Origin of the sequence: Massilia sp. ZL223 (assembly GCF_018119395.1) — a bacterium.
Lineage (GTDB): Bacteria > Pseudomonadota > Gammaproteobacteria > Burkholderiales > Burkholderiaceae_D > Telluria.
In genome coordinates this window covers 1-13,228 of record NZ_JAGPWD010000064.1, presented here as the reverse complement: position 1 = coordinate 13,228, position 13,228 = coordinate 1, and the positions used below count along the sequence as shown (strand labels likewise).

14 protein-coding genes and 1 tRNA gene are annotated in these 13,228 nt (G+C 65.7%); 10 read left to right on the top strand and 5 right to left on the bottom strand.

What is annotated here, in order from left to right:
- Positions 1 to 32 precede the first annotated feature (32 nt).
- A complete protein-coding gene (locus KBW95_RS23840; protein ID WP_211529509.1) occupies positions 33 to 1,328 on the top strand; it encodes a trehalase family glycosidase in 1,296 nt (431 codons plus the stop codon).
- The gene (locus KBW95_RS23835; protein ID WP_211529508.1) at positions 1,315 to 3,777 is read left to right on the top strand and encodes a glycoside hydrolase family 31 protein; all 2,463 of its coding nucleotides are present in this window, start codon (positions 1,315 to 1,317) and stop codon (positions 3,775 to 3,777) included. Before KBW95_RS23840 ends, KBW95_RS23835 begins: the two co-directional genes overlap by 14 nt.
- Before the next feature lie 35 nt (positions 3,778 to 3,812).
- Here the strand turns inward: KBW95_RS23835 and KBW95_RS23830 are convergent, their stop codons facing one another.
- The 3 genes from KBW95_RS23830 to ispB all read right to left on the bottom strand — a co-directional run bounded on the left by KBW95_RS23830 (position 3,813) and on the right by ispB (position 5,343).
- Positions 3,813 to 4,085 carry a DUF4242 domain-containing protein gene (locus KBW95_RS23830; protein ID WP_211526608.1) on the bottom strand — a complete coding sequence of 91 codons (273 nt, stop codon included), beginning with the start codon at positions 4,083 to 4,085 and terminating at the stop codon, positions 3,813 to 3,815.
- A gap of 137 nt (positions 4,086 to 4,222) precedes the next feature.
- Positions 4,223 to 4,299: transfer RNA gene (locus tag KBW95_RS23825), tRNA-Pro, on the bottom strand.
- Positions 4,300 to 4,353: 54 nt separating this feature from the next.
- The gene (gene ispB / locus KBW95_RS23820; protein ID WP_211526609.1) at positions 4,354 to 5,343 is read right to left on the bottom strand and encodes an octaprenyl diphosphate synthase; all 990 of its coding nucleotides are present in this window, start codon (positions 5,341 to 5,343) and stop codon (positions 4,354 to 4,356) included.
- A gap of 267 nt (positions 5,344 to 5,610) precedes the next feature.
- On the opposite strand from ispB, the gene rplU reads away from it, so the two are divergent.
- From rplU to KBW95_RS23785, 7 genes are all read left to right on the top strand, one after another.
- The gene (gene rplU / locus KBW95_RS23815) at positions 5,611 to 5,922 is read left to right on the top strand and encodes a 50S ribosomal protein L21 (protein ID WP_211519308.1); all 312 of its coding nucleotides are present in this window, start codon (positions 5,611 to 5,613) and stop codon (positions 5,920 to 5,922) included.
- Positions 5,923 to 5,959: 37 nt separating this feature from the next.
- Entirely contained in the window at positions 5,960 to 6,232 is a 273-nt protein-coding gene (gene rpmA, locus KBW95_RS23810; RefSeq protein WP_005668438.1) for a 50S ribosomal protein L27, read from the top strand.
- 101 nt (positions 6,233 to 6,333) lie between these two features.
- The gene (gene cgtA, locus KBW95_RS23805) at positions 6,334 to 7,446 is read left to right on the top strand and encodes an Obg family GTPase CgtA (RefSeq protein ID WP_211529507.1); all 1,113 of its coding nucleotides are present in this window, start codon (positions 6,334 to 6,336) and stop codon (positions 7,444 to 7,446) included.
- Position 7,447: 1 nt separating this feature from the next.
- Positions 7,448 to 7,876: a hypothetical protein gene (locus KBW95_RS23800; RefSeq protein WP_211529506.1), complete on the top strand. Its 429-nt coding sequence runs from the start codon at positions 7,448 to 7,450 to the stop codon at positions 7,874 to 7,876.
- Positions 7,873 to 8,991, top strand: a complete 1,119-nt coding sequence (gene proB / locus KBW95_RS23795; protein ID WP_211529505.1) for a glutamate 5-kinase — start codon at positions 7,873 to 7,875, stop codon at positions 8,989 to 8,991. Before KBW95_RS23800 ends, proB begins: the two co-directional genes overlap by 4 nt.
- Before the next feature lie 163 nt (positions 8,992 to 9,154).
- Positions 9,155 to 10,747, top strand: coding sequence for a methyl-accepting chemotaxis protein (locus KBW95_RS23790; protein ID WP_211529504.1), 1,593 nt, complete (start codon positions 9,155 to 9,157; stop codon positions 10,745 to 10,747).
- Between the two features lie 64 nt (positions 10,748 to 10,811).
- Positions 10,812 to 11,204 carry a nuclear transport factor 2 family protein gene (locus tag KBW95_RS23785; RefSeq protein ID WP_211529503.1) on the top strand — a complete coding sequence of 131 codons (393 nt, stop codon included), beginning with the start codon at positions 10,812 to 10,814 and terminating at the stop codon, positions 11,202 to 11,204.
- Here KBW95_RS23785 and nth read toward each other — a convergent pair.
- Both nth and rsxB read right to left on the bottom strand, forming a co-directional pair.
- The gene (gene nth / locus KBW95_RS23780; RefSeq protein ID WP_211529502.1) at positions 11,168 to 11,863 is read right to left on the bottom strand and encodes an endonuclease III; all 696 of its coding nucleotides are present in this window, start codon (positions 11,861 to 11,863) and stop codon (positions 11,168 to 11,170) included. The two genes, KBW95_RS23785 and nth, sit on opposite strands and share 37 nt — an antisense overlap.
- Before the next feature lie 4 nt (positions 11,864 to 11,867).
- On the bottom strand, positions 11,868 to 12,548 hold the full coding sequence (gene rsxB / locus KBW95_RS23775; protein WP_211529501.1) for an electron transport complex subunit RsxB: 681 nt from the start codon (positions 12,546 to 12,548) through the stop codon (positions 11,868 to 11,870).
- 154 nt (positions 12,549 to 12,702) lie between these two features.
- On the opposite strand from rsxB, the gene KBW95_RS23770 reads away from it, so the two are divergent.
- Entirely contained in the window at positions 12,703 to 13,059 is a 357-nt protein-coding gene (locus KBW95_RS23770) for an RcnB family protein (protein WP_211529500.1), read from the top strand.
- The last annotated feature ends 169 nt before the right edge of the window (positions 13,060 to 13,228 follow it).

Below are 13,228 nucleotides of genomic sequence, written 5' to 3'. Positions count from 1 at the left end.
GGGCCGCCCCCCCCCGCCGATCTTCTTCTCCCATGAAAAACAAACGACGCCTGCTGCTGGCGCTTGCCGGCGCCGGCCTGTCCGGCTGCGCGTTTCCGCCGGCCCGTGCGGGCGACGCCATGTACCGCGCCGCGCTGGACAGCGCGCGCCGCCATATCCGGCAGGAAGGCGATTCCGTGTTCGGCAAGCCCTTCCTCGATGCAGCCTTCAGCAAGAACATCTTTCTGTGGGATACCTGCTTCCTGGCCTGCTATGCGAAATACCATCCGGACCTGCTGCCGATCGCCAACGCGCTCGATAACTTCTACACGGTGCAGGAGGCCGACGGCTACATCTGCCGTGAATACGACAGCAGGGGCAAACCGGTATGGCCCAAGGCCCATCCGGTGTCGGTCAATCCGCCGCTGCTCGCCTTCGCCGAGCTGGAACTGTTCGATCAAAGCCGGGATCTCGATCGCCTGCGCCGCGTCTATCCTGCGCTGAAGCGCAATTTCGACTACCTGCGCGGCTACCTGGTGCGCGAGGACGGGCTGTGCTTCAACGACGCGCTCGGCTCCGGCATGGACAATATTCCGCGCCATCCGGACGGCTGGCGGGACGACGGACAGGGGATTGCCCTGACCCCGCGCGATTCGCTGCCCTTCGACTACAACGGCCTGCATCCGGCCTGGAACGTGCAGGGCAGGGCGGTCGACACCTCGGCGCAGATGGCGCTGTGCGCCGAGAACCTCGCGCGCATCGCGCGCCTGGCCGGGCGTCCGGACGATGCCGTGGACCTGCTGCGCTTCCACGCCGCGATGGGGCAGGCGCTGAATCGCCTGTGCTGGCACGAGGAAGACGGCTTCTATTACGACCTCGGCTACGGCCAGCCCATCCGCCGCAAGCACATCGGCATGTTCTGGATGCTCCTGGCGGGCCTCGTGCCGCAAGAGCGCGTGGCGCCGCTGCTGCGCCACCTGACCGATCCGGCCAGCTTCTGGCGCAAGGTGCCTGTCGCGACTTTCCCCGCCAACCAGGCGGGTTTCACGCCGGAGGGCGGGTACTGGCTGGGCGGCGTCTGGGCCCCGACCAACTACATGGTGATCCGTGGCCTGCGGCGCTACGGCCAGCAGGCGCTGGCAGCCGGGCTGGCGCGCAGCTACTACGACTGCGTCGCCGAGGTCTACCGGCGCACCGGCACGTTCTGGGAGAACTATGCACCGGACGCCGCCGCACCCGGCATGCCGGCCAAACCCGATTTCTGCGGCTGGTCCGCGATCGCGCCCATCACCCTGATGCGCGAATTCATTGCTCCCGACAGGAGGGTCTCTCTCGATGCAACTTACTAAGCCTGCTTATTGCGCCGCGCTGCTGATGCTGACGCTGGCGAGCCTGCCCGCTGCCGCAGCCCTGCGCAGCGTCGGCGCCGTCGCCCAAAGCCAGCCCTTCGAAGGTGGCGTCGAGCTGCGCATGGCCAGCGGCGCGCGCGTGCGCGTCGGCTTCGCCACCCCGGACGCGGTCCGCGTGCGCATGAGTCCTGCTGGCCGCTTCGCCCCCGATGTCTCCTACGCGATCGACGGCGCGCCGCCCAGGGCCCGCGCCACGGTGACGAACAGGGGCGCCCTGACCGAGCTGCGCTCCGAGTCCGGCACCCGCGTGGTGATCCGCAAGACGCCCGAACTCGCGATCTCGGTGGTCGACAGCGCGGGCCGGCTGGTCGTCGGCGACGATCCGGCGCGTCCGATGGCCTTCAACACGAAGGACGGCTCCTTCGAGACCTCGATGCGCCGCGACGACTACGAGCTGTACTACGGCTTCGGCGAGAAGACCTTCCCGATGTCGCGGCACCAGCAGTCGATGGTGATGTGGAACGCGGACGTGCCGGACTACCCGGCCGGCCACGACCCGTCCTACCAGGCGATCCCCTTCTTCATCGCCCTCCATGAAGGCAAGAGCTACGGTCTGTTCTTCAACAACACCTGGCGGACCTGGTTCGACATGGGCAAGACCGATCCGCACCGCTACAGCTTCGGCGCCAAGGGCGGCGAGCTGGATTACTACGTCTTCACGGGCGGCGCCGCGCGCACCCCGGCCGGCGTCCTGCGCGACTATACGGCGCTGACGGGAAGGGGCGCCTTGCCGCCCCTGTGGGCGCTGGGCTACCACCAGTCGCGCTGGTCCTACATGAACCAGCAGCAGGTGCTGGACGTGGCTCAGGAGTTCCGCAAGCGCCGCATCCCGGCCGACGTGATCTACCTCGACATCGACCACATGGACGGCTTCCGCGTCTTCACTTGGAATCCGAAGACCTTCCCGGAGCCGAAGAAGATGGTGGACCAGCTGCACGGCCAGGGATTCCGCGCGGTGACCATCGTCGACCCGGGCATCAAGCTGGACCAGAACTTTTCGATCTACCGCAGCGGCCGCGAGCAGGGCGTCTATGTCCGCAAGGCGGACGGCAGCGAGCTGCACGAGAAGGTCTGGCCGGGCGTGTGCGCCTTCCCGGACTTCACCCTGCCGGCGGCGCGCGCATGGTTCGGCAGCCTGTACCAGGCGCCGCTCGACCTGGGCATCGACGGCTTCTGGAACGATATGAACGAGCCGGGCGTGTTCCCGGCCGACGGCTTCGACAAGCCCGAGATCGGCCTGGGACCGCAGCGCACCTTCCCGCTGGACGCCCGGCATGCCGGCGACGGCCTCCCCGGTAGCCATGCGCAGTACCACAACGTCTACGGCATGCAGATGGCGCGCGCCAGCTTCGAAGGACTGCGCAAGCTGCGCCCCGAGAAGCGCCCGATGGTGCTCACGCGCGCAGGTTTCGCCGGCGTGCAGCGCTACGCCGCCGTCTGGACCGGCGACAATTCGCCGAACTGGACCCACCTGGCGCTGACCATTCCGATGCTGACCAACCTGTCGGTGTCGGGCGTGCCTTTTGTCGGGGCTGACGTCGGCGGCTTCATGGGCAGCGCCAGCGCCGAACTGCACGCGCGCTGGATGCAGGCGGCGGCGCTGACGCCTTACTTCCGCACCCACTCGAACGATGTCTCGGCCCCGCGCGAGCCCTGGTCCTTCGGTCCGGAATACGAGCGCATCAACCGCGGCGCGATCGCGCTGCGCTACCAGCTGCTGCCTTACCTGTATTCGCTGTTCGAAGCCAATGAGCGTACGGGCCTGCCGCCGATGCGTCCCCTGTGGTTCGACTATCCGGGCGATGCGCGTGCCAGCCTGGTCGAGGACCAGTTCCTGGTGGGCGGCGATTTGCTGGTGGCGCCGGTGCTGCACGAAGGCCGGACCAGCCGCGAAGTCTACTTCCCGAAGGGCAGCACATGGATCGACTGGTGGAGCGGCGCCCGCCACAAGGGCGGCACCTCGGCCAAGGTCGCCGCGCCGCTCGACCGGCTGCCGCTCTACATCCGCGCCGGCGCCAGCGTGCCCACCGTGGCGGCGGTGCAGCATACCGGCGAGATGAAGGACCAGCCGCTGACGCTCGCCGTTGCGCTCGGGGCCAGCGGCAGCAGCCAGGTGTTCCAGGATGCGGGCGATGGCTATGGCTATCGCGAAGGAGCGTCGCGCATGATCAGGGTAAGCCAGGACGATCAGGGCGTGCGCCTGGACATCCCGGCCAGCCAGGGCTACCAGCGGGTGGGCGCGATCGAGTTCATCGGCCTGGCGGCTGCCCCGGGCACGGTCAGCATCGACGGCAAGCCGGTGCAGGACCTGAGGTTCGACCCGGCGACACGCCGTCTGCGTATCGCCCTGCCCGATGAAAACGTGAAGCAGGTGCTGATCGGCCGCTAGAGGTGCAACGCCAACCCCATCGGTTGGCGTTTTCTTTAGTGGTAGAAATAGGGATCGAGCACCGAGACTTCGGTGATGCTATTGACCGGCAGGCCGTTGCGCTCCGCGACCTGGCGGATGGCGTCGGGCGTAGGGGCGTCGTAAATGCAGAAGGTCCGTTGCTTGTCTGCGCTGACATAAGAGTGGACCCAGGTGACTCCCTGTTCGCCGTTCGCCTTGACGATGTTGCACAAGCCTTCCGCGCCGGCGGCATTCACGGGTACGTTCAAACCGTCGGGGAAGGTGCGTTCAACCATGTAGCGTGGCATCGCTGTCTCCTTGTCGTTGTTGGGGAAGACTAACTAATACGCAACATACGCTAAAGGGAGAAGGCGGACAACGAACCAGAGGGGAGAGCGCAGAAAGCAAAAAGCCGACACGAGGTCGGCTTTTTTACTGAATTCTGTGGTCGGGGTGAGAGGATTCGAACCTCCGGCCTCTACGTCCCGAACGTAGCGCTCTACCGGGCTAAGCTACACCCCGACTGGGTTTGAGACGTCGTTTCCGGCATCTCGGGAAGGCATTACTATAGTCGTCTTAGTGGTTTCTGTCAACAGCAAAGCTGCAGAGCTGCAAGAGACTGCGCTTGTATTCGTTCTCCGGCAAGCCTTCGATCGCGGCCGCCGCACGCCGTGCAGCCTGCTCGGCCTGCTGGCGGGTATAGGCCAGCGCGCCGCTCGAGGTGACGGCCGCCAGGACCGCCTCGAATTGCTGCTCGTCGCCCTGTTCGATGCAGGTGCGCACCAGTTCGCGCTGCTGCGGGCTGCCGTGTTCCATCAGCCAGATCAGGGGCAGGGTAGGCTTGCCTTCGCGCAGGTCGTCGCCCAGGTTCTTGCCGATCTCGGCGGCGTCGCCCGCGTAGTCGAGCACGTCGTCGATCAGCTGGAAGGCGGTGCCCAGCGAGCGGCCGTACTCGCCGGCGGCGGCGATCTGTTCGTCGTTCGCGCCGGCCACCAGGGCGCCCAGCTCGGCCGCCGCTTCGAACAGCTTGGCGGTCTTGGAGCGGATCACCTTGAGGTAGCTGTCCTCGGTCACGTCCGGATCGTGCATGTTCAGCAGCTGCAGCACCTCGCCTTCGGCGATCACGTTGGTGGCGTCGGACAGGATCTGCATCACGCGCATGTCGTTCAGGCCGACCATCATCTGGAAGGAACGCGAGTACAGGAAGTCGCCGACCAGCACCGAGGCGGCATTGCCGAACAGGGCGTTGGCGGTCTGGCGTCCGCGGCGCATCGAGGATTCGTCGACCACGTCGTCGTGCAGCAGGGTCGCGGTGTGGATGAATTCCACCACCGCCGCCAGTTCATGGTGGGCCGCGCCCTTGTAGCCGTAGGCATTGGCCAGCAGCAGCACCAGCACCGGGCGGATGCGCTTGCCGCCGGCGCTGATGATGTATTCGGCGATCTGGTTCACCAGGCTCACTTCCGAATGCAGGCGCTGCCGGATCACCGCATTGACGGCCTCCATGTCGGTCGCGATCGAAGAGGTGATGGAGTGTTGTTGGGCGTGTTGGATGGCGGCTGACAAGGCGAACCTGCAATAAACAGTGAGTTTTTATCAAGTGCCGCGATTATACGACAAGCCAGCAGCGCCCGTCCTGCCCAGCGGCGCAGAATGAAACCCGAGGCGTCCGTTGGCCGCGCGCGACGCTACTCGGCAGGCAGGATGTCACTTTGACGCGTGGCAGCAATTTATGTATAATCCTCTGTTCCCCGGCATTCGAGCAGTTTAGTGTGTACTTCGACGCTATTGCGCCGGCGGAATTCTTTTAACATTTAACGAGGTTTCTCAATCATGTACGCGGTCATAAAAACCGGTGGCAAGCAATACAAAGTTGTCGCTGGCGAAAAACTCAAAGTAGAACAGATACCGGCTGACATTGGTTCCGAACTCACGATCGATCAGGTCCTCGCCGTTGGCGCGGGCGACAGCATCAAGTTTGGTGCTCCGCTGGTCGACGGTGCTTCGGTGCTGGTGAAAGTGGTTTCGCATGGTCGTCACGACAAGGTCCGTATCTTCAAGATGCGCCGTCGTAAGCACTACCAGAAGCGTCAGGGCCACCGCCAGAACTTCACCGAAATCCAGATCGTCTCGATCAACGGCTAATCGCCGTCCGGACACCCAGTCATAAGGAGCATTTAGAATGGCACACAAAAAAGGCGGCGGCACTACGCGAAACGGCCGTGACTCAGAAAGCAAACGCCTCGGCGTGAAGGTGTATGGCGGCCAGGCGATCAACGCCGGCGGCATCATCATCCGCCAGCGTGGTACCCCGGTGCGCGCAGGCGCCAACGTCGGTACCGGCAAGGACCACACCCTGTTCGCCCTGGTGGACGGCACGGTCAAGTTCGTCAAGCAAGGCGTCGGCTCGAAGCAATTCGTGACCGTCGTGGCGAACGAAGCAGTCGCAGCGTAATTCACGCAACGCGCCGCTCAGCGGCGCTCTTTGTAAGGCGCAAGCCTTCCATCGAAAGGCTCTGCCCACGGTAGGGCCTTTTTAGTTTTTTGGCGGTCATCATGAAGTTTATCGACGAAGCAAGAATTGAAGTCATCGCAGGCGACGGCGGCAACGGGTGCGCCTCGTTCCGTCGCGAGAAGTTCCGCCCCTTCGGCGGGCCCGACGGCGGCGACGGCGGCAAGGGCGGCTCGATCTGGGTGGTCGCCGACCGTAACATCAACACCCTGGTGGACTTCCGCTACTCCAAGGTGCACAACGCCCGCAACGGCGAACCGGGCCGCGGCTCGGATTGCTACGGCAAGGGCGCGGAAGACGTCTACCTGCGCATGCCGGTGGGCACCCTGATCGTGGACGAGGTCAACGGCGAAATCGTCGCCGACCTGACCGAGCACGGCCAGACCGAACTGCTGGCCAAGGGCGGCGAGGGCGGCTGGGGCAACATCCACTTCAAGACCTCGACCAACCGCGCCCCGCGCCAGAAGACCGAGGGCAAGGCCGGCGAGCGCCGCACCCTGCGCCTGGAACTGAAAGTGCTGGCCGACGTGGGCCTGCTGGGCATGCCGAACGCCGGCAAGTCGACCTTCATCACCGCCGTGTCGAACGCGCGCCCGAAGATCGCCGACTACCCGTTCACGACCCTGCATCCGAACCTCGGCGTGGTGCGCGTGTCGCACGCGAAGAGCTTCGTGATCGCCGATATCCCGGGCCTGATCGAGGGCGCCGCCGAAGGCGCGGGCCTCGGCCACCAGTTCCTGCGCCACCTGTCGCGCACCGGCCTGCTGCTGCATATCGTCGATGTGGCGCCGATGGACGGCAAGACCGATCCGGTCAAGGAAGCCAAGGCCCTGGTCAAGGAACTCGAGAAGTACGACGCCGAGCTGCTCAACAAGCCGCGCTGGCTGGTGCTCAACAAGCTGGACGTGGTGCCGGAGGAAGAGCGCAAGAAGCTCGCCAAGGACTTCGTCAAGCGCATGGGCTTCAAGGGTCCGGTGTTCGAGATCTCGGCCCTGAACCGCGAAGGCTGCGAAGACCTGGTGCATGCCATCTACAAGCACCTGGAAACAGAGCGCCACGTCGAACAGCGTTCCGAAGAAAAACAGATGGTCGAGGAAGCGCGCACCATCTCGTCCATCGATCCGGACGATCCCCGTTTCAAGATTGTCGAAGACTGAGTTGGCTGCGCAGTCGGCAACAAGCGCTGCTTTCTCCAAGCGCGACTGGTGGCGCGTCCAGCTCCTGCAGCTGGTCGCCACCACCAGCTCGCTGGCCGCGCTCGCGGCCATGCTCGACCCCGACCGCATCGCCACCGCGATGGGTCTGTTCCTCGTTGGCGTGAACGGCTACAGCCAGTTCTACGCCATCTACGTCGGAGTGCGCCTCGCCACCGCGGGACTGGCTCTGCTGGCGTCCAGACAGGTTGACCAACCCGTCCTCGGCGACCTCACTGCATTATTCCTTTTGGCCCAGCCGGCCGGGCGCCTGGTCGCAGCCTTTGCGATCGGCCTGCCGACGGGCGTATTATTAGTCGTCTGCGCGGTTGAGTTGCTGACAGGACTTTCCCTGCTGGCGCTGCGGCCGCGAGGGAAAATCCTGTCGCCATGAACTCCGTCCTCCAGTCCTCCTCCCGCATCATCGTCAAGGTCGGCTCCTCGCTCGTCACGAACGAGGGGCAGGGCCTCGACCATACCGCCATCGCCCGCTGGGCGTCCCAGATCGCCGCCTTGCGCACGCTCGGCAAGGAAGTCGTCCTGGTGTCCTCAGGCGCCATCGCCGAAGGCATGCTGCGCCTGGGCTTCGCCAGCCGCCCGACCGACATCCACGAGCTCCAGGCCTGCGCCGCCGTGGGCCAGATGGGCCTGGCGCAGATCTACGAAACCAGCTTCCGCACCCACGGCATCAAGACCGCCCAGGTGCTGCTGACCCACGCCGACCTGGCCGACCGCGAGCGCTACCTGAACGCGCGCTCGACCCTCACGACCCTGCTGCGCCTCGGCGTGGTGCCGATCATCAACGAGAACGACACCGTGGTCACCGACGAGATCAAGTTCGGCGACAACGACACCCTCGGGGCGCTGGTCGCCAACCTGATCGAAGCCGACGCCCTGGTGATCCTGACCGACCAGCGCGGCCTGTACTCCGCCGACCCGCGCAAGGATCCGGATGCGCGCCTGATCGGGGAAGCCCAGGCCGGCGATCCGGCGCTGGAAGCCATGGCCGGCGGCGCCGGCAGCAGCATCGGCCGCGGCGGCATGCTGACCAAGGTGCTGGCCGCGCGCCGCGCCGCGCGCTCGGGCGCCCACACCGTGATCGCCTGGGGCCGCGAAGAAGACGTGCTGACCCGCCTGGCGGGCGGCGAAGCGATCGGCACCCAGCTGACCGCCGCCACCGGCCGCCTGACGGCGCGCCGCCAGTGGATGGTCGACCACCTGCACACTACCGGCGAGGTGGTGATCGATGCGGGCGCGGTCCTCAAGCTCACCAGGGAAGGCAAGTCGCTGCTGCCGATCGGCGTGCTGGCGGTGAACGGCGAATTCGGCCGCGGCCAGGTGATCACCTGCGTCGACGAAAACGGCCGGGCCCTGGCGCGCGGTCTGACCAACTACGCAAGCAGCGAAGTGCGCCGCATCATGCGCCATTCCTCGAGCGAGATCGAACGCATCCTGGGCTTCGTCGAGGGGCCTGAATTGGTGCATCGCGATAACATGGTCTTGCTGTAACCGAAAGGTGGGCGCTTGCTCACCTTTTCTTTATGTTGCAGATTGGACACAGGCTCGATTCACCGTCGCCCAGGCGGCGCTCGTTAACTGTTTCTTGAAACTATAAGTCGTTAGACTAGCGGCAATATTGTGCAATGCACATCACGCTGCTGGAGACTGTTTCATGAAACTGAGCCGTAAACTGCCCTTGGGCTTCGCCACCGTCACCTTGCTGGTCGCCTGCGCCGGCTTCTTCGGGGTGTCGCAGATGAATCGTTCCGTCGACTCCTACCGGGCCGCCGTGGCCGAAGCCGGCCAGGCGCAGCAGGTCGAGGCCTTGCTGTCCGAATTCCGCAAGCAGCTCCAGGAGTGGAAGAACACGCTATTGCGCGGCAGGGACGAGGCAGAGCGCCGCAAGTACTGGGACGCCTTCCAGAAGAACGAAGCCCAGGTCGACGCCCAGGTCAAGGCGCTGCTGACGCAACTGCCCGCGGGCGAAGTGCGCGAGCTGGTGGCGCAGTTCGGCGGTGCCCACGCCACCATGGGCCAGGACTACCGCCGCGGCTACGCCGCCTTCACCGAGGCCGGTTTCGACGCACCGGCAGGCGATGCGGCGGTCAAGGGCAAGGACCGTGCGCCGGCGGCGCTGCTGGTTCAGGCGCAGAAGGCCATGTCGTCCCATAGTGCGGCCAGCGCCGCGCTCGCCGACGAGGTCAGCGAGCGCGCCACCTTCCTCAGTGACCTGTTCATGCTGCTCGGTACGGCGGTGGCGGTGGTCGCCGGGGTACTGGTATCGCGTTCTATCACCCGTCCGCTGGACGAGGCTGTCGAAGCCGCCAAAAGCGTGGCGGCCGGCGACCTGCGTACCCAGATCACGATCCGCAGCGACGACGAGACCGGCCAGCTGCTGCTGGCGCTGAAGGAGATGTCGTCCAGCCTCAACCGTATCGTCCACGAAGTGCGCGGCGGCGCCGAGACGATTGCGCTGGCTTCCAGCGAGATCGCGCGCGGCAACCTGGACCTGTCGGGCCGCACCGAATCGCAGGCCGGCGCGCTCGAGGAAACCGCCTCGTCGATGGAAGAGCTGACCTCGACCGTCCAGCACAACGCGGACAATGCGCGCCAGGCCAGCCAGCTTGCGGTGTCGGCGGTCGATGTCGCCACGCGCGGCGGCAAGGTGGTCGAGCAGGTGGTCGGCACCATGGCCTCGATCGACGCTTCGTCGCGCAAGATCGTCGATATCATCGGCGTCATCGACGGCATCGCCTTCCAGACCAATATCCTGGCGCTGAACGCGGCGGTGGAAGCGGCGCGCGCCGGCGAGCAGGGGCGCGGCTTCGCCGTCGTGGCCAGCGAAGTGCGCAACCTGGCGCAGCGCTCCGCGACGGCGGCGAAGGAGATCAAGACCCTGATCGGTGCGTCGAGCGAATGCGTCGAGGCCGGCAACCGCCTGGCCGGCGAAGCGGGCGCGACGATGAGCGAGATCGTCGCCAGCGTACGCCAGGTGATGGACATCATCGGCGAGATCAGTGCGGCGAGCCAGGAGCAGCGCGCCGGCATCGCCCAAGTGAACCAGGCGATCGGCGAGATGGATGCGGCCACCCAGCAGAACGCAGCCCTGGTCGAGGAAGCGGCTGCGGCCGCGCAGTCGCTGCGCGAGCAGACCGTGGCCCTGACCGGGGTGGTCAGCGTGTTCAGGCTCGACGAAGAGCAGCCGGCGGCGCGCGTCCCCGCACCGGCGACGCACGGGCGTCCCGTCCTGCGCCGGGTGGCCTGAGGAAGGTTTCACTGTCGGGAAAACTTAGGGATATGATGCGCGGATCTCATCGATTGGAAAGCCCATGCAGCCTTCTTCCCCTCTCGCCGTGGTCCAGGCCCAGCTCGACGCCTACAACGCCAAGGACCTGGACGCCCTCATGCTCGCCTATGCGCCGGATGCGCAGCAATTCGCCCTGCACGGGGCGCTGCTGGCCGAAGGACACGCGCAGATCCGCCCGCGCTACGAGGAGCGCTTCCTGGAGCCGGACCTGCACGCGCGCGTCCTGTCGCGCAATGTGATGGGGAATTTCGTCACCGACCTCGAACTCATCACCCGCAATTTCCCCGAAGGGAAAGGCACGCTCGAGATGCTGTGCGTGTACGAGGTGGTCAACGGGCGCATCGTGCGCGCCTCCTTCGCCGCCGGCGAAAAGCGGCTCTATTCGGCCGATTCGTCCGCCAGTTCCGCCGCCTGAGCGGCGGGATCGAGCACGCCGGCGGGCGCCGGCGTCTTGTCCTTGAATTCGCACAAGTCCACGATCAGGCAGTTCCAGCACTTGGGGCGGCGCGCCACGCAGGTGTAGCGGCCGTGCAGGATCAGCCAGTGGTGGGCGTCGTGCAGGAATTCCTTCGGCACGAACTTGAGCAGCTTCTGCTCGACGATGTCGACGTTCTTGCCCGGGGCGATCCTGGTCCGGTTGGCCACCCGGAAGATGTGGGTGTCGACCGCCATGGTCGGTTCGCCGAAGGCGGTATTCAGCACTACGTTGGCGGTCTTGCGGCCCACGCCCGGCAGCGACTCCAGGGCTTCGCGCGAAGGCGGCACCTCGCCGCCGTACTGGTCGACCAGGATCTGGCAGGTCGCCATGACGTTCTTGGCCTTGGTGTTGTACAGGCCGATGGTCGAGATGTAAGACTTCAGTTCTTCCAATCCGAGATCAAGGATTTTCTGCGGCGTGTTCGCCACCGGGTAGAGCCGGCGCGTGGCCTTGTTCACGCCGACATCGGTCGACTGGGCCGACAGCAGCACCGCGATCAGGAGTTCGAAGGGCGTTGTGAATTCGAGCTCGGTGGTGGGCTTGGGATTGGCGGCGCGGAAGCGCGTGAAGATCTCGAGACGTTTGGCGGGATTCATCTGCTTAGTTCTTGTCCGGAGGGTTCCCGGCTGCCTTCGCGCGCGCGCGCGCCATGGCGGCCGCGATGATGGCGCGCTTGCGCTCCTTCTCGGCCAGCTCCTCCGCCGTGTTGGTCACCTCGGCGGTGACCGCGCGCATTTTCTCCAGAGCCTTGGCGGCCAGGCGGGCGTCGTTCTCTTCGCGCTCGCGGCGCAGGCGTTCGGCGCGGAAATCGTGGCGCGCCCTGGCGGCGTCGGCGGCTTCCTGCGACCAGGCGTCCCAGCCGGTCGCTTCTCCCGTGACCGGGATCATCGAAATACAGTCGACCGGGCAGGGCGCGACGCACAGGTCGCAGCCGGTGCACAGGCTGGGGAGGATGGTGTGCATCTGCTTGGCCGCGCCCAGGATGGCGTCGACCGGGCAGGCCTGGATGCACAGGGTGCAGCCGATGCACAGCGATTCGTCGATGAAGGCGACCGGGCGCGCCCGTTCGACGCCGTTGGCCGGGTTGATCGGGATGACCTTGCGTCCCGTGGCGGCAGCCAGGCGGCGCACGCCTTCCATGCCGCCCGGCGGACACTGGTTGATCTCGGCTTCGCCACGCGCGATCGCTTCCGCATAAGGACGGCACGCAGGGTAGCCGCACTTGGTGCATTGCGTCTGCGGCAGCAGGTCTTCGATCTGGTCGGCGAGGGACTTGGTCACGGCGGGGCGGGATTGGTAAAGCCGACATTATCCGCCAAATCCGCCTAACGTGCGACGTTCGGAGCAACGGGGCAGTATGGTGGTCGAGCGAACAGACCAGGGGTGAATTCCGTGATGTAGTACGCGCTGAGAGAGAACAAGGAGGGGCATTGAGATGAACGAGTTGATCGTACCGGTCTTGCTTGCCGCACTCCTGTCGAGCGGCCCGGGCGCACATGCGCAGCAGCGGGCACAAGGGGGGCAGCATGCGATGCTGCACGACGCAAGCGTGCAGCAGGTAGGGAAGGCGAGGCAGACGGTTCGCTTTCGCAGCGTGGAAAGCTTCGGGGAACTCAAGCGCGGAGAGCAGCTGCCGCCGCGTTACCGGACCCATCATTACGTGATCGAGAACTGGCGCGCCCACAAGCTGAGCGAGCCGCCGCGCGGGCATCAGTGGGTGCAGGCGGGGGCGAGTTATGCGCTGGTGGGGATTGCGACGGGGGTGGTGACGGAGGTGGTGGTGGCGCGCTAACACTGTGCAGCGTGAACTTGGGCGGAACAATGCCAGTGGCATTGTTCCGGCCTTCGCCGGGACGACGTTGAAAGAAGGTGGCTGGTGTACGGCCAGCTCGACTTCGATCGCTAACTTGAAGACCGTCGTGCCCGCGGAGGGCGGGGCCCAAATTGGTTTGCAAACACCC

Excerpts from the sequence above, each read along its gene's own strand:
- KBW95_RS23785 (WP_211529503.1), top strand. The coding sequence starts at position 10,812 with ATGCAGCCTTCTTCCCCTCTCGCCGTGGTCCAGGCCCAGCTCGACGCC.
- rpmA (WP_005668438.1), top strand. The coding sequence starts at position 5,960 with ATGGCACACAAAAAAGGCGGCGGCACTACGCGAAACGGCCGTGACTCA.
- KBW95_RS23770 (WP_211529500.1), top strand. The coding sequence starts at position 12,703 with ATGAACGAGTTGATCGTACCGGTCTTGCTTGCCGCACTCCTGTCGAGC.
- rplU (WP_211519308.1), top strand. The coding sequence starts at position 5,611 with ATGTACGCGGTCATAAAAACCGGTGGCAAGCAATACAAAGTTGTCGCT.
- KBW95_RS23840 (WP_211529509.1), top strand. The coding sequence starts at position 33 with ATGAAAAACAAACGACGCCTGCTGCTGGCGCTTGCCGGCGCCGGCCTG.
- KBW95_RS23790 (WP_211529504.1), top strand. The coding sequence starts at position 9,155 with ATGAAACTGAGCCGTAAACTGCCCTTGGGCTTCGCCACCGTCACCTTG.
- nth (WP_211529502.1), bottom strand. The coding sequence starts at position 11,863 with ATGAATCCCGCCAAACGTCTCGAGATCTTCACGCGCTTCCGCGCCGCC.
- cgtA (WP_211529507.1), top strand. The coding sequence starts at position 6,334 with ATGAAGTTTATCGACGAAGCAAGAATTGAAGTCATCGCAGGCGACGGC.
- KBW95_RS23830 (WP_211526608.1), bottom strand. The coding sequence starts at position 4,085 with ATGCCACGCTACATGGTTGAACGCACCTTCCCCGACGGTTTGAACGTA.
- KBW95_RS23835 (WP_211529508.1), top strand. The coding sequence starts at position 1,315 with ATGCAACTTACTAAGCCTGCTTATTGCGCCGCGCTGCTGATGCTGACG.
- proB (WP_211529505.1), top strand. The coding sequence starts at position 7,873 with ATGAACTCCGTCCTCCAGTCCTCCTCCCGCATCATCGTCAAGGTCGGC.